The 22612-nt window shown below is 35.7% G+C and carries 25 protein-coding genes and 1 pseudogene; 8 read left to right on the top strand and 18 right to left on the bottom strand.

The genetic code is table 11. The annotated features are described in order from the left end of the window. Nucleotides 1-62 precede the first annotated feature (62 nt). Together TRESU_RS15475 and TRESU_RS15470 are read left to right on the top strand one after the other, a co-directional pair. Nucleotides 63-491: pseudogene (locus tag TRESU_RS15475) on the top strand (IS110 family transposase); the annotation flags it as partial. A 313-nt stretch (nt 492-804) separates the two neighbouring features. After that, entirely contained in the window at nt 805-1278 is a 474-nt protein-coding gene (locus TRESU_RS15470) for a transposase (protein WP_245535698.1), read from the top strand. A 372-nt stretch (nt 1279-1650) separates the two neighbouring features. On the opposite strand, the gene TRESU_RS03585 is transcribed toward TRESU_RS15470, so the two are convergent. The 3 genes from TRESU_RS03585 to TRESU_RS03575 form a co-directional block, all read right to left on the bottom strand. Then, on the bottom strand, nt 1651-1968 hold the full coding sequence (locus TRESU_RS03585) for a HigA family addiction module antitoxin (protein ID WP_013700948.1): 318 nt from the start codon (nt 1966-1968) through the stop codon (nt 1651-1653). Beyond that, nucleotides 1943-2224 carry a type II toxin-antitoxin system RelE/ParE family toxin gene (locus TRESU_RS03580; RefSeq protein WP_013700947.1) on the bottom strand — a complete coding sequence of 94 codons (282 nt, stop codon included), beginning with the start codon at nt 2222-2224 and terminating at the stop codon, nt 1943-1945. Before TRESU_RS03580 ends, TRESU_RS03585 begins: the two co-directional genes overlap by 26 nt. 68 nt (nt 2225-2292) lie before the next feature. After that, entirely contained in the window at nt 2293-2757 is a 465-nt protein-coding gene (locus TRESU_RS03575) for a PI-PLC domain-containing protein (protein WP_013700946.1), read from the bottom strand. Nucleotides 2758-2841: 84 nt separating this feature from the next. Here TRESU_RS03575 and TRESU_RS03570 point away from each other — a divergent pair, with 84 nt between their 5' ends. After that, nucleotides 2842-4149 carry an IS110 family RNA-guided transposase gene (locus TRESU_RS03570; RefSeq protein WP_245535697.1) on the top strand — a complete coding sequence of 436 codons (1308 nt, stop codon included), beginning with the start codon at nt 2842-2844 and terminating at the stop codon, nt 4147-4149. A gap of 551 nt (nt 4150-4700) precedes the next feature. Here TRESU_RS03570 and TRESU_RS03565 read toward each other — a convergent pair. The 5 genes from TRESU_RS03565 to TRESU_RS03545 form a co-directional block, all read right to left on the bottom strand. Then, entirely contained in the window at nt 4701-5873 is a 1173-nt protein-coding gene (locus tag TRESU_RS03565) for a type II restriction endonuclease (protein ID WP_013700945.1), read from the bottom strand. A 10-nt stretch (nt 5874-5883) separates the two neighbouring features. Continuing rightward, complete coding sequence (gene dcm, locus TRESU_RS03560) at nt 5884-7179, bottom strand: DNA (cytosine-5-)-methyltransferase (protein ID WP_013700944.1); 1296 nt, start codon at nt 7177-7179, stop codon at nt 5884-5886. Nucleotides 7180-7572: 393 nt separating this feature from the next. Next, nucleotides 7573-8277: a phospholipase D family protein gene (locus TRESU_RS14090; protein ID WP_169309735.1), complete on the bottom strand. Its 705-nt coding sequence runs from the start codon at nt 8275-8277 to the stop codon at nt 7573-7575. Between the two features lie 111 nt (nt 8278-8388). Then, entirely contained in the window at nt 8389-9456 is a 1068-nt protein-coding gene (locus TRESU_RS03550) for an acyltransferase (RefSeq protein WP_013700932.1), read from the bottom strand. A 163-nt stretch (nt 9457-9619) separates the two neighbouring features. Beyond that, nucleotides 9620-10735: an acyltransferase family protein gene (locus tag TRESU_RS03545; RefSeq protein WP_013700941.1), complete on the bottom strand. Its 1116-nt coding sequence runs from the start codon at nt 10733-10735 to the stop codon at nt 9620-9622. 116 nt (nt 10736-10851) lie between these two features. Here TRESU_RS03545 and TRESU_RS15465 point away from each other — a divergent pair, with 116 nt between their 5' ends. The 3 genes from TRESU_RS15465 to TRESU_RS15455 are packed head-to-tail and all read left to right on the top strand — an operon-like array spanning nt 10852 to nt 12159. After that, complete coding sequence (locus TRESU_RS15465; RefSeq protein ID WP_245535696.1) at nt 10852-11232, top strand: IS110 family transposase; 381 nt, start codon at nt 10852-10854, stop codon at nt 11230-11232. After that, nucleotides 11139-11513 (top strand): IS110 family transposase, encoded by a 375-nt coding sequence (locus TRESU_RS15460; RefSeq protein ID WP_342612608.1) that lies wholly within the window; start codon nt 11139-11141, stop codon nt 11511-11513. The genes TRESU_RS15465 and TRESU_RS15460 overlap by 94 nt, the downstream gene beginning before the upstream one ends. After that, nucleotides 11482-12159: a transposase gene (locus TRESU_RS15455; protein WP_245535695.1), complete on the top strand. Its 678-nt coding sequence runs from the start codon at nt 11482-11484 to the stop codon at nt 12157-12159. The genes TRESU_RS15460 and TRESU_RS15455 overlap by 32 nt, the downstream gene beginning before the upstream one ends. 373 nt (nt 12160-12532) lie before the next feature. On the opposite strand, the gene TRESU_RS03535 is transcribed toward TRESU_RS15455, so the two are convergent. Next, the gene (locus TRESU_RS03535) at nt 12533-12736 is read right to left on the bottom strand and encodes a hypothetical protein (RefSeq protein ID WP_013700940.1); all 204 of its coding nucleotides are present in this window, start codon (nt 12734-12736) and stop codon (nt 12533-12535) included. Next, nucleotides 12720-13388: a DUF6338 family protein gene (locus TRESU_RS03530; protein ID WP_013700939.1), complete on the bottom strand. Its 669-nt coding sequence runs from the start codon at nt 13386-13388 to the stop codon at nt 12720-12722. The genes TRESU_RS03535 and TRESU_RS03530 overlap by 17 nt, the downstream gene beginning before the upstream one ends. A gap of 64 nt (nt 13389-13452) precedes the next feature. On the opposite strand from TRESU_RS03530, the gene TRESU_RS03525 reads away from it, so the two are divergent. Continuing rightward, a complete protein-coding gene (locus TRESU_RS03525; RefSeq protein WP_013700938.1) occupies nt 13453-14883 on the top strand; it encodes a DNA cytosine methyltransferase in 1431 nt (476 codons plus the stop codon). A 44-nt stretch (nt 14884-14927) separates the two neighbouring features. Here TRESU_RS03525 and TRESU_RS03520 read toward each other — a convergent pair whose 3' ends face one another. Beyond that, nucleotides 14928-15626, bottom strand: a complete 699-nt coding sequence (locus tag TRESU_RS03520; RefSeq protein ID WP_013700937.1) for a SinI family restriction endonuclease — start codon at nt 15624-15626, stop codon at nt 14928-14930. Nucleotides 15627-15721: 95 nt separating this feature from the next. On the opposite strand from TRESU_RS03520, the gene TRESU_RS03515 reads away from it, so the two are divergent. After that, entirely contained in the window at nt 15722-17029 is a 1308-nt protein-coding gene (locus TRESU_RS03515) for an IS110 family RNA-guided transposase (protein ID WP_245535657.1), read from the top strand. A gap of 363 nt (nt 17030-17392) precedes the next feature. On the opposite strand, the gene TRESU_RS14615 is transcribed toward TRESU_RS03515, so the two are convergent. From TRESU_RS14615 to TRESU_RS03485, 7 genes are all read right to left on the bottom strand, one after another. Beyond that, nucleotides 17393-17662, bottom strand: a complete 270-nt coding sequence (locus tag TRESU_RS14615) for a type III toxin-antitoxin system ToxN/AbiQ family toxin (RefSeq protein WP_169309734.1) — start codon at nt 17660-17662, stop codon at nt 17393-17395. Between the two features lie 371 nt (nt 17663-18033). Next, nucleotides 18034-18618: an IS1595 family transposase gene (locus tag TRESU_RS15450; protein ID WP_245535694.1), complete on the bottom strand. Its 585-nt coding sequence runs from the start codon at nt 18616-18618 to the stop codon at nt 18034-18036. Next, entirely contained in the window at nt 18581-18946 is a 366-nt protein-coding gene (locus tag TRESU_RS15445) for a hypothetical protein (protein WP_245535693.1), read from the bottom strand. The genes TRESU_RS15450 and TRESU_RS15445 overlap by 38 nt, the downstream gene beginning before the upstream one ends. A gap of 16 nt (nt 18947-18962) precedes the next feature. Then, nucleotides 18963-19292, bottom strand: a complete 330-nt coding sequence (locus TRESU_RS03500; protein WP_013700534.1) for a hypothetical protein — start codon at nt 19290-19292, stop codon at nt 18963-18965. A 258-nt stretch (nt 19293-19550) separates the two neighbouring features. Further along, complete coding sequence (locus TRESU_RS03495; RefSeq protein ID WP_013700934.1) at nt 19551-19871, bottom strand: type III toxin-antitoxin system ToxN/AbiQ family toxin; 321 nt, start codon at nt 19869-19871, stop codon at nt 19551-19553. A 192-nt stretch (nt 19872-20063) separates the two neighbouring features. After that, nucleotides 20064-21158, bottom strand: a complete 1095-nt coding sequence (locus TRESU_RS03490; RefSeq protein ID WP_013700933.1) for an acyltransferase family protein — start codon at nt 21156-21158, stop codon at nt 20064-20066. Between the two features lie 158 nt (nt 21159-21316). Beyond that, nucleotides 21317-22384 (bottom strand): acyltransferase, encoded by a 1068-nt coding sequence (locus tag TRESU_RS03485; protein WP_013700932.1) that lies wholly within the window; start codon nt 22382-22384, stop codon nt 21317-21319. Between the last annotated feature and the right edge of the window lie 228 nt (nt 22385-22612).

The following is a 22612-nucleotide window of genomic DNA, read 5'->3' as shown; positions in this document are numbered from 1 at the left end:
GTCGTAAACTTGGAATAGAAAACAACAAGCATGACCTGCCTCATGCAAAAAGGAGCACTACAATGAACAATGTAACAGAGAACACAAAAGTAATCTATGTCGGAATTGACGTGCACAAGGACACAAATTCTTTCTGTGCTTATGACAGCCGTGAAGACAAATTATTCGCGGAGCACAAAAGCTCTTCCAAATTTGAAAACACGCTTCACTACCTGAAGAACCTTCAAAAATCAGTCGGGCAAGATGCAGTTTTTCTTATTGGATACGAGGCAGGTCCCACAGGATACGGACTTTGCAGAAAACTTCAAAAAGAAGACTTCGCCTGCGTCATTATCGCCCCATCGACAATAGCAAAGGCACCTGGTCAGAAAGTCAAGACAGACAGGATGGACGCCCGCCTTCTTGCAAAGACTCTCGCCTTCAAAACCTACAGCCCTGTCTGCCTTCCTTCTGAAAAACTTGAGGCGATAAAGGAATATACACGGGTCAGGACGGCAAAAATCACCATGCTCAAAAAAGCAAAGCAGAACCTCCTTTCTTTCCTGCTGCGAATGGGCTTGCCTTATCCTCAGAGCGGCCATTACTGGACGCAGGCTCACATGGCTTGGCTCAGGACGATGAACTTCGCTGACAAGTGGCTTCAGGAATCATTTGAGGAATATCACGCCGAAGTAATAACGCTCATGGACAAAGTTCAGAGAATTGAGGCGAAGATTCTGGAACTCTGCAAGGATGATGAAGTGAGGGAAAAAATTGATGCCCTGGTGTGCATCTCTGGAATCAGTTATGTCTCCGCCATTTCGATTGTCGCGGAAATCGGGGGATTTTTCCCGTTTTTCAAAGGCGAAGTCCTTCGTAAGCTTTACAGGACTTTGTCCCGGCGAGGATTCAAGCGGAAACAGGGTACGGCACACGGCGATTACTAAGGCTGGGAATTCAAGAGTCAGAAGTCTTCTTGTTGAGTGTGCGGGAAGCCTTAGAATGCATTCTGTTGTCACGGCAAAATCAGTCAGGGTAAAAGAGCGGCAGAAAAATGCGTCCGCCGCCATCGTTTCTTACGCGGACAAGTGCACGCTCAGGCTCAGAAAAAGAATGCTTTATCTTTCCCAAAAAGGGCTCCCCTACAATCTAGTAACGACGGCGGGGGCAAGGGAGCTTGCATGTTTTGTCTGGGGAATGACGAATTTTGTTGACAACAGGAAAACTGCCTTGAACAAAATTGATGAGGGGGAGCTTTCCGACATTCAAAAAACGGTCGAGGAGTTTATTGCGCAATGAAATCAAATCACCTGCGGGATGAAACTTTCGCTAAAGATATTCTGGCGAAAAATTAACTTGTATCATAACGGAAGGAATTTGTGAGCATTTAAGGAATTATCTTCGAGCGGTTTATGAGCGGGAAACTTTTTAACTTCCTATGCTCGCAGTTAGAGAGAAAGAATTCCAGGCGGACCATTGACCTGTCGGTAAACCTGATTTTCAGGCGAATCCACGTATATCAGAATGGCCATGTGCCGATCTATCGCTTTCCTTCCGTTTTTTTTTATATTTTTTCTCAAAAGGAGTTTTTTATGTTGACAAATGGCACAACATATCAAACCGCAAACCGGCTTGACCGCGACATCCGCTTTGAAGCTTTGTTATGTGATTTTATGCATAAGCATACATCTTTATTGTTTCAAACTCTGGTGCATGATTTTTCTCTTCTTCTTCTAAATCGTAAAGATTCTGAAGATTAAGCCAAAACTCTGCGGTTGTTCCAAAAAACTTTGAAAACCGAATTGCTGTGTCAGCTGTTATGGAACGATGTCCATGAATTATTTCTGAAATACGGGTTTGAGGAATATTAATTTCTTTTGCAAGACGATATGCTGAAATATTCATTGGAACAAGAAATTCTTCCTTCAGGATTTCTCCAGGATGAATATTCGGTAATTTGTCATTAGTGGTAATCTGTGATTCTAACATTGTCCGCTCCTCCATTCTTAAAGGTAAATACAATTCTCCATTGGTCGTTTATACGGATTGACCAAAGCCCTGCAAGATTTCCTACAAGTTGTTCAAGATTATTTCCTGGCGGAATTCGTAAATCTTTTACTTCTTTTGCGGCCGCTATCATTCGGAGTTTCCGTCGGGCAACATTGTGAATAGTCGGCGGAAGTTTTTTGCTTCTCTGACCTTTATAAATTAATTCTGTTTCAGAATCTCCAAATGAATTTATCATAATTATATACTAACGCTAAGCGGAAGTATTGTCAATTTGAGAATTTATAGGTTTCTACGGCTGGTTTTTCATTTCTTAATATACAAGGATTTATGTATAGTTCCATATCCAGCTTCAACGGTATAGTCAACGATAACAGGATTATTTTCTGAGTCATAAAGTTCATATTCATAAATAAGCATGGAATTATTTTGCTCAAATTCATGATCGTAAATTTTCAATATTCGGCATTCCTTTTTTATGCTCAATGTGCTAATTTCTTTATCTGGATTTCTCCTGATGTATTCCTCCATAAAATTTTCTTTAAGAAATTTTAAGGATTCCTGTATATGCTCTTCTTTTTTTGGAAACCATGAATAATCAAATGGAAAGTGATTTATATCAACAATTGGAGACATAAACTTGATAACTTCGGAAAGATTTATTATCTCTAGATTTAATGTATAAGATTTGTAAGTTTCTAGAGAGGATTTTTTCCTCATAGATTCTTTTTTACAAAAATTCATCTTTAACAAGTTTATTATTTTCTCCATATCTTTTTCATTCTTTTTATTCTATAACAATAACCTTGCGCCCCAGTGCGGGCGTCCACATAACAATTGCTTAGACAATATGTAGTGCCACCAGGTTTGCAGAATCGAGGGGTCGGTCGTAAACTTGGAATAGAAAACAACAAGCATGACCTGCCTCATGCAAAAAGGAGCACTACAATGAACAATGTAACAGAGAACACAAAAGTAATCTATGTCGGAATTGACGTGCACAAGGACACAAATTCTTTCTGCGCTTATGACAGCCGTGAAGACAAATTATTCGCGGAGCACAAAAGCTCTTCCAAATTTGAAAACACGCTTCACTACCTGAAGAACCTTCAAAAATCAGTCGGGCAAGATGCAGTTTTTCTTATTGGATACGAGGCAGGTCCCACAGGATACGGACTTTGCAGAAAACTTCAAAAAGAAGACTTCGCCTGCGTCATTATCGCCCCATCGACAATAGCAAAGGCACCTGGTCAGAAAGTCAAGACAGACAGGATGGACGCCCGCCTTCTTGCAAAGACTCTCGCCTTCAAAACCTACAGCCCTGTCTGCCTTCCTTCTGAAAAACTTGAGGCGATAAAGGAATATACACGGGTCAGGACGGCAAAAATCACCATGCTCAAAAAAGCAAAGCAGAACCTCCTTTCTTTCCTGCTGCGAATGGGCTTGCCTTATCCTCAGAGCGGCCATTACTGGACGCAGGCTCACATGGCTTGGCTCAGGACGATGAACTTCGCTGACAAGTGGCTTCAGGAATCATTTGAGGAATATCACGCCGAAGTAATAACGCTCATGGACAAAGTTCAGAGAATTGAGGCGAAGATTCTGGAACTCTGCAAGGATGATGAAGTGAGGGAAAAAATTGATGCCCTGGTGTGCATCTCTGGAATCAGTTATGTCTCCGCCATTTCGATTGTCGCGGAAATCGGGGATTTTTCCCGTTTTTCAAAGGCGAAGTCCTTCGTAAGCTTTACAGGACTTTGTCCCGGCGAGGATTCAAGCGGAAACAGGGTACGGCACACGGCGATTACTAAGGCTGGGAATTCAAGAGTCAGAAGTCTTCTTGTTGAGTGTGCGGGAAGCCTTAGAATGCATTCTGTTGTCACGGCAAAATCAGTCAGGGTAAAAGAGCGGCAGAAAAATGCGTCCGCCGCCATCGTTTCTTACGCGGACAAGTGCACGCTCAGGCTCAGAAAAAGAATGCTTTATCTTTCCCAAAAAGGGCTCCCCTACAATCTAGTAACGACGGCGGGGGCAAGGGAGCTTGCATGTTTTGTCTGGGGAATGATGAATTTTGTTGACAACAGGAAAACTGCCTTGAACAAAATTGATGAGGGGGAGCTTTCCGACATTCAAAAAACGGTCGAGGAGTTTATTGCGCAATGAAATCAAATCACCTGCGGGATGAAACTTTCGCTAAAGATATTCTGGCGAAAAATTAACTTGTATCATAACGGAAGGAATTTGTGAGCATTTAAGGAATTATCTTCGAGCGGTTTATGAGCGGGAAACTTTTTAACTTCCTATGCTCGCAGTTAGAGAGAAAGAATTCCAGGCGGACCATTGACCTGTCGGTAAACCTGATTTTCAGGCGAATCCACGTATATCAGAATGGCCATGTGCCGATCTATCGCTTTCCTTCCGTTTTTTTTTATATTTTTTCTCAAAAGGAGTTTTTTATGTTGACAAATGGCACAACATATCAAACCGCACGGCAGCTTGACTGCCGTGTCGGCTTTGAAGACATTGTTATACGATATTATTGATGATAAACATTTTCGTTTCTTTATTCCTTTTTTTTATGAAAACATTTATGTTTTAGAAGTAACGCTTCCTCATTAAATTTACATTTCCAAGCCGCGTATAACCGCTACTTTGTTTAGCCCTAAAATTCAAATAATTTTTTCACCGAGCTTGACTCGGTGAAAAAACATTCCTTATTTTTCTATTTCTTTCACATATTCAATAAACTTCTTTACCGTCCAAATATCTTGTTGGTATTTTTCAGGATATGTTTTTATATATCTCTCTGGAACTACCAAAACAACTTTTTCACTTTTCATTTCTTCAAGTTGTGCAGAAGAAATTCCTTGTTGGAGTGTACACAGAAATTTGTTTTGGGAACGTAATCTGTCAGCTTCGTTTAACACTTGTCTCCAACGGTCTTTGCATGTTGTTTTTGCTGCAAGTGATGCTAATTTAACAACAGAAAAAGATGTGTCGTGATATGCTTCTATCGATGGAAAAATAAAGTCTGGTTTTTTATTACCTTCAGTGATTGCCTGTGGCGTAAATGTAATAGAATTTCCTTTAAAAAGTGAACTTAAATGATGTTCTAAACTTTTACCAGCACGACTTTTTCTTCTGTTCAATACTTGATTTGCAAGCTCAATAAATTTTTCAACATCTGAAAAACCATTTTTTATGAGAGAGCCGTATCTGTCATGTTCTATAGCTCTGAAAAGTCTATACTCTACTTCCGTCCAATCCAGCAATTTGTCATCTGGTTTTTGCTGAATGTATTCGTTATGATCAAAAACTAGATTTTGGATTCTTTGTGCTTCCAATGACATCTGTTCTGATGAAGGGAAATCTGATGTAAGGGATTTTATAAATTCTTGAATTGCAAGTTTTTCTTTTTCTTCGGGATTTGCTAATTCTGTATCAATAAGACGGTTTGTTTCGTTAGGAGTAATTCCAAAATAATCAAGGAAATACTCAATTTCGTCTTCTGTTTCAAGAACATAACCTTTATAAGAGGAATCTTTCTGTTTTAAAATTATGACTAACGAACCTGTAAATGCAGGTTTTAGAAATGGGAAATTTCTTCCAAAGCCTGTTATGCGGTATTCGTTTCTTGTTCCTTGTCCATAATACTTAAAATGAGCGTCAGTTTCAAAATCATCTTGCCATTTTATTTTGTTGAATTCTTCTTTATTTTCTCCCTTTACGCCAGGAGTGTCAAAAATGAGTGGCACAGAATTTTTGGGAATATAGATTCCACTCTGATGGCCTCCAGTTTCTCCTGTATCATTTGCTGAAAGGAATTTACAAAATATTCTTTCACTGTTTGCTGTATCTTCGATTACTTTTGGAGCAATGATTTCCATAATCTAACCCTTAAATTGCAATTCTTTTTTCTGCGTAAATGCGTTCTGTGTTATGATTTTCATTTTCAATTTCTTCCATAAGTAACGGCTTTATAAATTCTGCAACTGCATGGAATAAAGGAACAACAACAGAATTTCCAAACTGTTTATATGCTCTTGTATCAGAAACGGGAATTACATAATCATCGGGATACCCCATAAGTCTAGCACATTCCCGAGGTGTAAGCCGACGTGGATTTTTTCCTTCGCCTTGCGAAATTAAAATTTCTGAACCATCTTTGTAATATCTTGCCGAAAGAGTTCTTGCGATGTCATTTTCATTTACAAGTCCATAGCCAAATCCATTTCCCATTGAACGGTGTTTCTGTGCATAGGCTTGTAGGTAAGCCCAAAGATTGTCTGTTAATGTATATTTATCCAAAACTTTATTGTTTTCAAAATCAAAATATTTATCGCCATCCTGCGGAAGTCTAGGTTCAGTTCCGTCTGTTTTGTGAAGTATACTTGCCAGTTTTACTTCCCCTTTTGGTGGAAGTTCCATATCCTCAAGCGAGAAGTCAACTTTATTTCTAAATCCAACAATTACAATTCTTTCACGATGTTGAGGAACCCAGCTTTGACCGTCTATAATTCTATAACTGCAAGTATACTTTAAATCTTGTGTTAAAGTTTCCCAAATTACTTTGAAAGTATTTCCTTTGTCATGAGATTTTAAGTTTTTTACATTTTCAAGAACAAATACTTTCGGCTTCTTTTTTTCAATTATACGAGCAACATCAAAAAATAATGTTCCTTGCGTTTTATCCTCAAAGCCTGTAGGACGACCTAGGGATTTTTTCTTTGAAACTCCTGCGATGCTGAATGGTTGGCATGGAAAACCAGCCAATAAAACATCGTGGTCAGGAATGTCTTCTGCATTTACTTTCGTAATGTCACCGTTTATCGGGCATTTTGAGGGATAATTATTGCTGTATGTTTTTTGTGCGAATTCATCCCATTCCGAAGTAAAAACGCATTTTCCACCAGCCTGTTCAAAGCCTTTTCTGATACCGCCAATTCCTGCAAAAAGGTCAATAAAAGTAAAATCCCCATTTTTTTCGTCATTTTCTTGGGCAGGAATTTTTCTTGAAATCATGTTTACTAATCTGTCTGCAATGAATGATTTTGGTTGTACAGAACCGTTTAGCCAACGATGAATTGTACTTTGATTAACTTGTAGTTCTGTTGCAATATCAGAAATAGAGTATAATTTTGTAACTTGTTCTAGCAAATCTATAATTGAGGACTGAAAAAAAACTTCTTCCATATTTACCTCGAGAATGGGATTGTTACTTGCATTATGCAATATTTATTCCCCATTTGTCAATTGGTAAAATCCTCAAAAAAAAGCGCCCCAGTGCGGGCGTCCGTATAACTAGCGTTTTAAACCGTAAAAACGGTTTTGCCGTAGGCAAAATTGGCGCAAAAGTTGCGGTGGCGCAAAGCCACGAATAGCAACTTTTGTGACAAAGTTTTTATCGGTTTTGAAAACCATGTTATGTGCAATTTCTATCTTATACCAGTTTTCTTAATATCTCTTCCACGAATTCTTTGATTTATTTCATTTTAAGAAGTATAAAGCCAACTATTACAGTCTCTTTGCTTCGCATTAAAATTCTATCATTCATCTTTTAAGCAAGCTAGACTTGCTGAAAAGCTCCTAAAAAAAATCTGAGTTACTCCAACAGCTATGACAAAGTGGATGTGCGTAATCTATCGCCTCATTCCAACCAGTAATCTCTTTGCCACATTTGTGACAATAATTCTCTCTATAGTCAATATTGCCAAATTGTGACCAAATTTGATAACAATCATTGCAAAGAGGTCTTTGAGTATCAAGGCCTATTTTCTCTCTGCAGCGAATACAGTACCCATAATTTGGATAACGATAATATCTGTCATCTCGCCAATTTGAATTGCAATCTCTTGTAGTCCATAAATTATACTCTTCTGCTGAATTTTTTATCGATTTACTTTCTTTTAAGATATCTTCATATAATCCATAATTTTCACTTCTGCTTATTTCAATTCCCATTTCTCGATTATTCTCTTCAGAATATCCGTATAGATTCATCGATGTTATCAGCGCAGTATTTTCATTTAGATAACATTTTGCATGAAGATTAGCAAGGAAATATATGTTTATATTTTGAAAAGACTGAAATTTGTCTTTTTCAAAATCTCTCATATCCTCTTTTCCGAAAACAAGAATTATTTCTACATTTTTTTGTTCTGCCTCAAGTAGGCGGTCAATATATGTTTTATCAATTTTTACATATGGACTTATAATTACAATAAAATCATTTGCATTTCTGATTATCTTCTCAATACTTGCTGCTATTCCCTTGGTTGTTAAAAAATCCATTTTTATTCCCTTAAGATCGCGCCCCAGTGCGGGCGTCCACATAACAATTGCTTAAACGGTGGCGCGGCTTGACCGCGACATCCGCTTTGAAGCTTTGTTATGCTTTCTTTTCTACATTATATATTTACTTACAGGGATTTTTCTAGTAAAAAAAATTATACAAAGAGAAATCACAAATATAACAACAGAAGAAACTGGAACTGCAAGAAGTGGATTAATAAAATCTGATGTAATTCCAACCATAAAAATTACAGATTTTATAAAATCGTGAATAAGATAAATTCCAAATGTACTTTTACTTATTTCAGAAATTATTTGAGCCTTTTTCTCCGAGAATTCTTTTTCATCAATTGATTTTATTAATAAAAATATTGTGAAAGCTTCAAACATTGTTGTAGGTAATAAATTTCCATATAAATACCCGTTAGGTTCTCCATTTTTTATTGAAATATAAGAAGTACAAATAATTGTAAAGATAAATGATAAAAAACCCAAACTGTAAATTCCAATTTTTGCATTCTTATTTATTGGATACTTTGAAAAATAATACCCAGCAAAATAGTATCCAGAATAATTTATGAGTTCCGAAATTTCAAAGTTTATATTTAATCGCGAATCAAAATGTAAAAGAACCTTTTTGAGAAACGGCAAGACAAGACCAAATAAAAAGAATAAAATTAACAAGTATCTAATGTCTTTTTCTTCTGCGTTTTTTACAAAGATGCGGTAAATAGGTGTTAGCAAATATAAACCAATAAGCATGTAAAGATACCAAAGATGATACCAAGGCGGACCAAGCGGAATTTTTGCGAAAGCCACGATAATTCTTTTTAAGGTGATTGATTCATTTCTAAAAATAAACTTACCAATAATTTCATAAGCCTGATAAAACAATCCCCAAACAATTATTGCGAGTAAAATTCTAAAAATATATTTTTTAATAATATTACTTGTTGAAATAAATTTTTCAGGATTTAGAAAAAACATTCCGCTTAGCATTATAAAAATAGGAACTGCCCAGCGCACTAAAGAATCATATAAATTATATATTTGCCAATTAAAGTCTTTTACTGGAGTGTCATACCATTTTGATGCTGAAACATGTAAAACAATTACTGCAAAAGTAGCAATGATTCTCAATAAATCTGCATAAACAATTCTTTTATTTGAGTTTTCCATTTTTCCTTCCTTTTTCGGATACGGATAAAAATGTTAAACTCAAAATTCTATATTTCTATAAAACTACCAGCCCAGTGGGCTGTGAGCATAACAACGGGTTGTACCGCACGGTGGCTTGACCACCGTGGCGGTTACGAACCTCTTGTTATGCTTTATTTTATCATTATAAGAACTTTTTTGTAAGTTTTTTACATGGTTTTTCAATGCAGTAATGTAATACAACTGTGACAAGGCAAGTCCAAACTGTAGAAATTACAATTTTTTTTATGCTTCCATATGAGTCAAAGAAGGTTGTGTTTGTCATTAAATACTTTGCAGGTTCCCATGCAAAAAATTGAGCTAGAAAGAAAGCATATGTATTTTTTGATAGAACTGATATTATCTTTTTTAAATGGTTAATTCCGTATTTACATTCAAGTCTTCCACTCAAATATAAAATACAACCAAAGCATGGAATTGCAACGAAATTATACATTTCTACTGCACCAAAAATGTAATGAACTCCAAATGTAATGACAAAACAAAGTAAAATGTAACAAGATAGAACAATAAGCCAAAAATTTTTCTTTATTTCTTTATAACAATTTTCTACAAAAAATTTTCCAATAACTATTCCTATGGAGAATTCTACAAATCTTAAAAGAGGATTTGCATAAATGCTTGAAAAATGAAATTTATAAACGGGCAAGAAGGCATAACTCGCAATGCAATATAAGAAAATTGCAAGCCAAATATTGTATTTACATGAATTACTGTTTACGATTTGAACAATATACGGATAAAAAATGTAGCATATGAAAATGCATGAAATAAACCAAGTGCCACCATTATGTAGAAGAGAAAACGAACCTATCAATACAGACTGAAGCAATGATAATTCAACAGGAGAGGCAATGATATTATCAAGAATTCCAAGATGACCATCTATTGTCTGATTTAAAACATGAACCTTTATGAATTGTTGCAAAATGTAAAGGAGATAAAGAAAAATATACAAAGGATATAAATTTAAGATTCTTTTCCTTAAAAAGTTACCGATATTCTTGTACTCAGAGTTTTCATTAAACTTTCCTCTTTGGCTATCAACATAAAACAAGGAGAATCCACTTAGCATAAAAAAAGCAACCATAAAAATATGGCCAGTACCGATAAAGGTATTGAGAATTCCATAATTTACATTGATATGAATTCTTGAATGAAATAAAAATACCATTAATGCACAGATAATTCTGAATACATCGATTGAATATAATCTTTTAACTTCTTTAGAGTCTTCCATTTTTTTCCATCCTTTTTGGATACAGATAAAAATGTTAAACTCTAAATTTTTCTATTTTTATTTTCCAAAACCACGCCAGTGGCGTGTGAGCATAACAACTGCTTAGACAATATGTAGTGCCACCAGGTTTGCAGAATCGAGGGTTCGGTCGTAAACTTGGAATAGAAAACAACAAGCATGACCTGCCTCATGCAAAAAGGAGCACTACAATGAACAATGTAACAGAGAACACAAAAGTAATCTATGTCGGAATTGACGTGCACAAGGACACAAATTCTTTCTGTGCTTATGACAGCCGTGAAGACAAATTATTCGCGGAGCACAAAAGCTCTTCCAAATTTGAAAACACGCTTCACTACCTGAAGAACCTTCAAAAATCAGTCGGGCAAGATGCAGTTTTCTTATTGGATACGAGGCAGGTCCCACAGGATACGGACTTTGCAGAAAACTTCAAAAAGAAGACTTCGCCTGCGTCATTATCGCCCCATCGACAATAGCAAAGGCACCTGGTCAGAAAGTCAAGACAGACAGGATGGACGCCCGCCTTCTTGCAAAGACTCTCGCCTTCAAAACCTACAGCCCTGTCTGCCTTCCTTCTGAAAAACTTGAGGCGATAAAGGAATATACACGGGTCAGGACGGCAAAAATCACCATGCTCAAAAAAGACAAAGCAGAACCTCCTTTCTTTCCTGCTGCGAATGGGCTTGCCTTATCCTCAGAGCGGCCATTACTGGACGCAGGCTCACATGGCTTGGCTCAGGACGATGAACTTCGCTGACAAGTGGCTTCAGGAATCATTTGAGGAATATCACGCCGAAGTAATAACGCTCATGGACAAAGTTCAGAGAATTGAGGCGAAGATTCTGGAACTCTGCAAGGATGATGAAGTGAGGGAAAAAATTGATGCCCTGGTGTGCATCTCTGGAATCAGTTATGTCTCCGCCATTTCGATTGTCGCGGAAATCGGGGATTTTTCCCGTTTTTCAAAGGCGAAGTCCTTCGTAAGCTTTACAGGACTTTGTCCCGGCGAGGATTCAAGCGGAAACAGGGTACGGCACACGGCGATTACTAAGGCTGGGAATTCAAGAGTCAGAAGTCTTCTTGTTGAGTGTGCGGGAAGCCTTAGAATGCATTCTGTTGTCACGGCAAAATCAGTCAGGGTAAAAGAGCGGCAGAAAAATGCGTCCGCCGCCATCGTTTCTTACGCGGACAAGTGCACGCTCAGGCTCAGAAAAAGAATGCTTTATCTTTCCCAAAAAGGGCTCCCCTACAATCTAGTAACGACGGCGGGGGCAAGGGAGCTTGCATGTTTTGTCTGGGGAATGATGAATTTTGTTGACAACAGGAAAACTGCCTTGAACAAAATTGATGAGGGGGAGCTTTCCGACATTCAAAAAACGGTCGAGGAGTTTATTGCGCAATGAAATCAAATCACCTGCGGGATGAAACTTTCGCTAAAGATATTCTGGCGAAAAATTAACTTGTATCATAACGGAAGGAATTTGTGAGCATTTAAGGAATTATCTTCGAGCGGTTTATGAGCGGGAAACTTTTTAACTTCCTATGCTCGCAGTTAGAGAGAAAGAATTCCAGGCGGACCATTGACCTGTCGGTAAACCTGATTTTCAGGCGAATCCACGTATATCAGAATGGCCATGTGCCGATCTATCGCTTTCCTTCCGTTTTTTTTTATATTTTTTCTCAAAAGGAGTTTTTTATGTTGACAAATGGCACAACATATCAAACCGCACAGGCCTTGAGCCTGTGTCGGCTTTGAACTTCTTGTTATGTGTATTTTTACTTTTCAGATTGAGTATTATTTGTTGAATTATTTATTACCTGTCCAGTTGGTGTAACATTATATTTACTTGGATCAATTTTCGGTAATTGATTATTATTTGAATTAAACGACCTTGTAAATGATTCTCCTAAACGATTTAATGATTGATTCCAAGAATCTCCAACATAAGAAAAGTTTTGATTTTCATCTTTGTTTTCCATTTTCTTCCTCCTTAGGCAAAACTTCTATAAGTTTAATTTTATTTGTATCAATTAAAATTTTTTCCGCCTGCAACTGAATAAATTTCTTTTTATCAAATACTAATGGATTGTAAAGGATAATATGATTTGATTGTTCGTTATCGGGAGAACCTACTATGTATCCCCAATATTTAACATTACCATCTAATGTTACGATAGCCATTTTATTTATTGATTCATGAAAAAATCTTAGGAATACGCTTTGAAAATAGTCTCTTTTGGTTACGCATTGAATAATAAAAGAGATTAATTTTGTTCTACGAATTAAAGAGTAAAAAACTGAAAAAACAAAGCTATACAGACATAATAGGAAATAAATAATTCCAATGTATTTTATATTATGTGAAATATTAGTAAATAAAACTTCTTTATCTTTTGATGAAATGAAACTTAATAAGAATTGTAAAATAAATTCTTTTTTTGCATTGAATGGTTGGTATGGCCATATAACAAAGAAAATTAAAAGACAAACACTTGCCAACAATCCTTGAATTGTAATTTCAAACTGAGTTTTCTCTCTTTTTAGAAGAAAATAATCCACTGTATGGATAAATATATACCCAGGAACATAAAAGAGAATAAGTATAATTGTATTAAAACTAAACAAATCCATAATATTACAGTATAAATATATATAAAATATTGACAAATGGCAATGGATTATTTATATTTTCCATATGGAAACAAATAAGCAGTACCTTTCAGTTGAAGATATATCTTTTAAATTAAATTGCACTCCACAATATACAAGAAAACTTATTAGAGATGGAAAAATACCTGCAGAGCAAGTTGGAAAAACTTGGGTTATAAATCCCGAAGTTTTAAATGATAATGAAACTTTGTTTAAAATAAGCAAGGATATACCAGACCAAGTTCGCAAAAACTCAGATGTTCCAAATATTGTCGCTTTGAGTTTTTTCTCTGGAGCAATGGGCTTGGATTACGGAATAGAAAAAGCTGGAATCCATCCTCTTTTAGCTTCGGAAATTGAACCGAATGCAAGAAAAACTATTTTATTAAACCGTCCGAATATTGGACTTATCGGCGATATAAATAATTACAGCGCAAAAGACATTAGAAAATTTGCAAATATTTCAGAAAAACAAGAAATTGATTTGGTTATAGGTGGTCCTCCATGTCAGGCTTTTAGTACTGCTGGACAAAGAAAAGGTTTCCAAGATAAACGTGGAAATGTATTTTTAACTTTTATTGACAGAATACTGGAACTCCGTCCCAAATTTGCAGTAATTGAAAATGTAAGAGGAATTTTATCTGCTCCTTTCGAATGTGAAGAAATGGAAAAACGTTTTGGTTTTGCACCGAAAACACCAGAAGAAAAAAAAGGCGGAGCTTTACTTTATATTCTGAATAAATTGGAAGAAGGCGGTTATACCGTAACATTCAATCTCTACAATGCTGCAAATTATGGTGCTCCTCAAAAACGAGAACGCGTAGTATTTTTCTGTTCTCGTGATGGTGAAAAAGTACCATATTTACCACCAACAAATGATGAATTCGGTAATTTTGGATTACCAAAATGGAGAACTGTAAGAGAAGTACTTTCTGACCTAAAAGAAGACGAACAAAAAGCAATGAAATTTCCAGAAAAGCGTTTGAAATATTTTAGAATGCTTAAAGCAGGACAATATTGGAAGCATTTGCCACAGGAAGTTCAATATGAGGCAATGGGCGAAAAACTTAAACTCGGTGGCGGAAAAACTGGATTTTTCCGCCGTGTAGGTTGGGATGAACCTTCTCCGACTCTTGTAACAGATCCAACAATGCCTGCTACAGATTTATGTCACCCGGACAAAGACAGGCCGCTTAGTATTCAAGAATATGCAAGGATTCAAGAATTTCCAGATGATTGGAAATTCTTTGGAGAAATGAAAGATGTTTACAAGCAAATTGGAAATGCTGTTCCAATCAGTTTGGGATTTGCAATTGGAAAGCAAGTTGTAAAACTTGTTTCTTCTCAAGAATTAGATTTACCACCTGTTAATTTTCCTTTTTCTCGTTACACATATACAGATGATGTTTCTATTAAAAAACTTATGCAAAAACGCTTACAAAAAATCGCAACGCAACCAGAACTAGAATTTGCATAAAAGAAAAGAGTCGTGAAAACTTGATTTTCACGACTCTTTTTATCCTAATTTCCTTTTCCAAGATTTATATTTTTCTTCAAATATTGTTCTACGAACTTTTTGAAGCCTTCCTCTGAAAGATTCATTCCTTTCATTGGCTCTGGAACATTATTCCACATTGTTTCGCCACTTTTCGCTTCAGTTCGATACCATTTATGAATTGAAGTACCTTCTCTAATTTTACTGCTTGAAGAGTTTTCTGTATTACTTCTATTTTTTATCTGCAATTCAAACCAAACACCATTGTCAAATTTTATAAAGTCGATAGCTTTTACAAAATTTCCACAACACCAAGCCCAGCCTTTTTCTCTTAAAACAGAATCCAAGTATCTTTCCAAAAGTGCTCCAACAGCATTTTCAGAAGCCATTGATTCCAAATGAGTTATTTTTATTTCCTCTGTTTCTTGCTTTGAATGATTAAAAACAATTTCCATGATGAAACTTACCATTTCATCTGGTACAGTTTTTGGCAGTTTCGGAACAGTAGGAGAATGGAAGCCATTAAAATATGAAATAGCTAATTGTTCTATTCCTTCTCTTGTTTTTACATCAGGAATATTATTTTTAGAACGAACTGAAAGATTTTCAGGGAATTGATTTAAATATTTTATAACAGTGATAAAAGCATTTCTCAAAGATTGTTCTATATCGTAGCAAGGATTAAGTTCATCAAGAATTTCATTACAAATTTTCTCTATATTCATTTTATACCTCATTTATAAATCGGCATATTTTTATGTTTCTTAACACAAGCGCCCCAGTGCGGGCGTCCACATAACAATGAGTTAGACAATATGTAGTGCCACCAGGTTTGCAGAATCGAGGGTTCGGTCGTAAACTTGGAATAGAAAACAACAAGCATGACCTGCCTCATGCAAAAAGGAGCACTACAATGAACAATGTAACAGAGAACACAAAAGTAATCTATGTCGGAATTGACGTGCACAAGGACACAAATTCTTTCTGTGCTTATGACAGCCGTGAAGACAAATTATTCGCGGAGCACAAAAGCTCTTCCAAATTTGAAAACACGCTTCACTACCTGAAGAACCTTCAAAAATCAGTCGGGCAAGATGCAGTTTTTCTTATTGGATACGAGGCAGGTCCCACAGGATACGGACTTTGCAGAAAACTTCAAAAAGAAGACTTCGCCTGCGTCATTATCGCCCCATCGACAATAGCAAAGGCACCTGGTCAGAAAGTCAAGACAGACAGGATGGACGCCCGCCTTCTTGCAAAGACTCTCGCCTTCAAAACCTACAGCCCTGTCTGCCTTCCTTCTGAAAAACTTGAGGCGATAAAGGAATATACACGGGTCAGGACGGCAAAAATCACCATGCTCAAAAAAGCAAAGCAGAACCTCCTTTCTTTCCTGCTGCGAATGGGCTTGCCTTATCCTCAGAGCGGCCATTACTGGACGCAGGCTCACATGGCTTGGCTCAGGACGATGAACTTCGCTGACAAGTGGCTTCAGGAATCATTTGAGGAATATCACGCCGAAGTAATAACGCTCATGGACAAAGTTCAGAGAATTGAGGCGAAGATTCTGGAACTCTGCAAGGATGATGAAGTGAGGGAAAAAATTGATGCCCTGGTGTGCATCTCTGGAATCAGTTATGTCTCCGCCATTTCGATTGTCGCGGAAATCGGGGATTTTTCCCGTTTTTCAAAGGCGAAGTCCTTCGTAAGCTTTACAGGACTTTGTCCCGGCGAGGATTCAAGCGGAAACAGGGTACGGCACACGGCGATTACGAAAGCTGGGAATTCAAGAGTCAGAAGTCTTCTTGTTGAGTGTGCGGGAAGCCTTAGAATGCATTCTGTTGTCACGGCAAAATCAGTCAGGGTAAAAGAGCGGCAGAAAAATGCGTCCGCCGCCATCGTTTCTTACGCGGACAAGTGCACGCTCAGGCTCAGAAAAAGAATGCTTTATCTTTCCCAAAAAGGGCTCCCCTACAATCTAGTAACGACGGCGGGGGCAAGGGAGCTTGCATGTTTTGTCTGGGGAATGATGAATTTTGTTGACAACAGGAAAACTGCCTTGAACAAAATTGATGAGGGGGAGCTTTCCGACATTCAAAAAACGGTCGAGGAGTTTATTGCGCAATGAAATCAAATCACCTGCGGGATGAAACTTTCGCTAAAGATATTCTGGCGAAAAATTAACTTGTATCATAACGGAAGGAATTTGTGAGCATTTAAGGAATTATCTTCGAGCGGTTTATGAGCGGGAAACTTTTTAACTTCCTATGCTCGCAGTTAGAGAGAAAGAATTCCAGGCGGACCATTGACCTGTCGGTAAACCTGATTTTCAGGCGAATCCACGTATATCAGAATGGCCATGTGCCGATCTATCGCTTTCCTTCCGTTTTTTTTTATATTTTTTCTCAAAAGGAGTTTTTTATGTTGACAAATGGCACAACATATCAAACCGCAAACCGGCTTGACCGGTTTGTCGGCTTTGAACTTCTTGTTATGCTTTATTTTCTTTTTGCAACAATTTTTCCAATACTTTTTCAAGTTTCTTAAAATCGTTACATCTTTTCTTGAGCATACTACTGCAATTTGTTTTTTGAACAAGGTAATATAATTTATTCGCTTTTTTAACGATGGCTTCCTGATTTTTACGGCACCATTCTATTTCTTTTATACATAATTTCTTATAATGTGCCTGTGCAGGATTATCTTTTGGATTTGGACTTAAATCAATTTTACAAATAAATTCGGAATTATCCCCTAACACACTCTTAGTTATTAAAAAAAACAAGAAATATTACAAACGACAAAACTATATTTCTTGTTTTTTTATTATATGCTAAAATTCAAAATCTTTCCATATTAAATCAAAAAAATGTTCATCATAAAAATCAATGTAATTTTTTTTACACCTCATTAAATTTATCCTTTTAAGAGGCTTTCTGTATCATATTGACAAATAACTTATAAATGCTTAATATTATACAAAAAGCGAGAACATTTGTTCCCTTTGTTAATAAATATCAGATTGCCGTTTCCCAAAAGTATCTGATAATCCGTTTCAAAAGCCTTTCTTTCGCCAAAAAGAAAGGCTTTATCTTTATACTATACATTTCAAGGATTTAAATCAATATTGAATTATGCCGCAAATATCCCCTGCTTTAACAGTACATCAAATGAGCTTGTTCCGTTGTTCTGCCGGAAACAGAATTCGTTTACATATTCCTGCAAGTAGTCTACAGAAACGTGATGATAAATTCCGAGAATTCCACGCTTCAACAGTGCCCAGAACGATTCAATTCCGTTTGTATGAAGTCCGTTGCCGAGGCTGTAAATGCTTTCTAAATGATTTACGCTGATTCTGTAGTAGTTGTTTTTATTTGTGTTTTTATGGTTCATAAAATTGTAGCCTCTAAAATCATCGGTCAGAACCGTTGCGTCTTTCTTGCATACGCTGTCAAGAATATTGAAAAGCTGCTTTCCTGTAAGTTTCTTGCCTTCTTCGTTTGGAAGTGCTACCTTTGCGAATACGTGGCTTGAACTTCTTTCTTTTACACCTACAACAGGAGTTTTTTTAGTTCCACGTCCACGCTTTGAAGGCTCTGTTTCGCCGTTCATTTTTCTAGGTTTACCGCCGATATATGTTTCGTCAATTTCGACCATTGCTTCAAATGCTTTTGACATATCAGTGTTTCCCATTGCAGAGCGTATCTGCTTGAGCATTCTCCACGCTAGTTTTATATGTTACGCCGATTTCACGCTGTAACTGCAAGCCGGAAATTCCTTTTTTAGAATTCAAAAATAAATGGATTGCATAGAACCATTTACGCAGGTCTGTTGATGACTTTTCAAAGATTGTGTTTTTGAATGGTGAGAATGTATTATTGCAGTTATGGCAGTTACAAAGTTTTAGATTGTCATTTCTGTGCTGAACACGAACTTTTGAACCGCAGTGAGGGCATATAAGAACATCGTTATATCTGATTTTGAGAAAGTATTTTATAACGGCTTTTTCAGTCGGAAACTTTATCATAAAATCAAAGAATGTCATATATGCCTCCTGCTTTTTAGTTTTTCAAAACAGAATCAATAATCAACCTGCTTACTGTTTTATTCTGTTCTTTTGCTTTTTGTTTTATTGCCATTTCCTCAGATTCAAGGCAGGAAATGACAATCCGTCCGTTTTTATATCCTGTATTATTTGTTGTGCTTCCTTTTTTTCTGCCTGCTCCGGCTCTTGTTCCGCCGTGCTGTGTTGTTTTTTCCATAAAATCACCTACATTATAAACCTTAACGCAATATCCAAAACTTGAAGAATTAAAATTGCTATCAGTATTTTTTCCATTCTGTTCATTATTGACACTCCTATATAATTTGATTATTTTTAAACCGTTCATAGATATTGGCGGTATCTATGAACGGTGGAAAACTAAGCAGACAGCTTAGAAACCAGGTCAAGTATGAACTTTAGAAGTTCTAGCAGAAAAACCAGCAAGGCGATTTTGTCTGCTCTTGACCACAGTTTTTTCTTTTTTCGTTTCACATTTCTATTACCTCCTGATGTTTATAATATAATACATCTTGATTATTATGTCAATAAAAATCAAATAAAAATGTAAAAAAAAATATGAAAATTTGTCGAATTTTATGTTATATTAAGAGTGTATGAGGGGATAATTCCGAATAAATTTATTATCGATGGGAATCATGTTATTGAAATTTAGAACACTGATTAATTTATCACCATCAAAGATTCTTGTAAAATCGACATCGTTTTTCTGAGTTTTATGTTTTTCTTTTGCTGAATCCAATGGAACGCAATATTTATGTTCTCCGCAAATTACAACAATTCCGACAAATGGTCGATTACTTTTATGAATTTGAGGGGAAACTGATTGGACGCGATCATCGGCATTGTGCAAATCACGTATGTATTTCATATCCATGTAGTATAAATTAAGACGCTCTTGTTCCATATTTTCCTGTAATAAAAAAAGCCGCATCAGAGCAAACTGAAATACGGCTTTATCGATTCCACTTAACGGTAGGACTCACCGCTTTTAAAGTTCCCACTCACAGTAGGGGGGCACTGCTTTTAAGGATTCCACTTTGGGGGTAGGACTCACCACTAATTGAAATATAACATAATCCAATTCAGAAATCAAGTACTATTTTCTGCCACCATTCAATAATCTGAAAGCTGGAGAACAAATTTTATTTAACAAAATACCAAAAATAGTTCCAAACACAATTGTTAGGAATGATGCCAATAAAAATTGAACAAGACAAAGAATTCCATGCAAAGGAATTATTTGTTGTGAGATTTTGTTGATACTTGTACCAAGTAATGGAGTATGAACTGCATAAAGGAAAAATGAATATCCTGCCAAGTATTTTAATTTGCCATAAAGATTTTGATGTTTTATAAAACTTGATGAAAGTTTCAAAAAGAACAAACATGATATTAGTGTTTTTATAAAACCGAAATTGTATTTACTTTCAAACATTAAATCAAATGGAATCGTCAAAGCTAACAGAGTGATGTATTCATAAATCTTCATTTTGTCGGCAATCTTAAAGAATGATATTTTATACGCTGCAAAATAGTATCCAGCAATATAAAAGAATAATGCTCCAGTATTTACACAAAAAATAGGAATTCCTTTTATGGCAAAAACAGAAACAAAAACTAACATTCCTCCAGCAAATTTTTTACAGAGGTATTTTAATATAGGGGATAATATAATCAAAATCATAAGATCTCGTAAGAACCAGAACTGATAAACCAGAGGATAAATGTCATTATGATATGTAAAGATTTTAATCCAATCAAAACCCTTCCAAGCTCGTACGATATTAATTGGATTTTGGAAGTATGGAGCAGTCTGAGGAATTGACTGTGCAATAAAATACAGAATTACTGTTATTACAGTCCATAGAATGTAAGGTAAAAGTAATGATTTACTTCTTTTCTTCAAAAGAGTTGGATATGAATCATTTTTCGAAAACTGCAGGTATGAAGCAAACAAGAAAAACAATGGTACGGCAGCTCCGCCAAGAGTATTACAAATAAAGTTCTTAAATACTTCTATCCATTTGGGTTGTATAAAATCGTAATGATAATAATTCAATGCATCATCTGGTGTTAGATTTGCATGTATGAACACGACAAATACAATTAGTAAAAATCGAAGGCTAGTAATTCTTTTTGAATCTTCTTCTGAAATCTGAAAAGATTGTTTGTCTAAAATCTGAGTTTTCATTTTTTCTTCCTTTTTTGGATACGGATAAAAATGTTAAACTCAAAATTTAATTTTTCTATAAAACTACCAGCCCTGTGGGCTGTGAGCATAACAATTGCTTAAACGGTGGCGCGGCTTGACCGCGACATCCGCTTTGAAGCTTTGTTATGCTTTCTTTTCTACATTATATATTTACTTACAGGGATTTTTCTAGTAAAAAAAATTATACAAAGAGAAATCACAAATATAACAACAGAAGAAACTGGAACTGCAAGAAGTGGATTAATAAAATCTGATGTAATTCCAACCATAAAAATTACAGATTTTATAAAATCGTGAATAAGATAAATTCCAAATGTACTTTTACTTATTTCAGAAATTATTTGAGCCTTTTTCTCCGAGAATTCTTTTTCATCAATTGATTTTATTAATAAAAATATTGTGAAAGCTTCAAACATTGTTGTAGGTAATAAATTTCCATATAAATACCCGTTAGGTTCTCCATTTTTTATTGAAATATAAGAAGTACAAATAATTGTAAAGATAAATGATAAAAAACCCAAACTGTAAATTCCAATTTTTGCATTCTTATTTATTGGATACTTTGAAAAATAATACCCAGCAAAATAGTATCCAGAATAATTTATGAGTTCCGAAATTTCAAAGTTTATATTTAATCGCGAATCAAAATGTAAAAGAACCTTTTTGAGAAACGGCAAGACAAGACCAAATAAAAAGAATAAAATTAACAAGTATCTAATGTCTTTTTCTTCTGCGTTTTTTACAAAGATGCGGTAAATAGGTGTTAGCAAATATAAACCAATAAGCATGTAAAGATACCAAAGATGATACCAAGGCGGACCAAGCGGAATTTTTGCGAAAGCCACGATAATTCTTTTTAAGGTGATTGATTCATTTCTAAAAATAAACTTACCAATAATTTCATAAGCCTGATAAAACAATCCCCAAACAATTATTGCGAGTAAAATTCTAAAAATATATTTTTTAATAATATTACTTGTTGAAATAAATTTTTCAGGATTTAGAAAAAACATTCCGCTTAGCATTATAAAAATAGGAACTGCCCAGCGCACTAAAGAATCATATAAATTATATATTTGCCAATTAAAGTCTTTTACTGGAGTGTCATACCATTTTGATGCTGAAACATGTAAAACAATTACTGCAAAAGTAGCAATGATTCTCAATAAATCTGCATAAACAATTCTTTTATTTGAGTTTTCCATTTTTCCTTCCTTTTTCGGATACGGATAAAAATGTTAAACTCAAAATTCTATATTTCTATAAAACTACCAGCCCAGTGGGCTGTGAGCATAACAATGGGTTGTACCGCAGGCAGCTTGACTGCCTGTCGGCTACGAACCTTTGTTATGACAAATTATATTTCTTATACAGAATTGGATTTCATAAATCTTTTCCTTTAAGAAGATTATGTATTATATTTTAGAAGCAAT

This window comes from Treponema succinifaciens DSM 2489 (assembly GCF_000195275.1).
Classification (GTDB): domain Bacteria; phylum Spirochaetota; class Spirochaetia; order Treponematales; family Treponemataceae; genus Treponema_D; species Treponema_D succinifaciens.
This window is presented reverse-complemented; position numbering and strand designations above follow the sequence as displayed.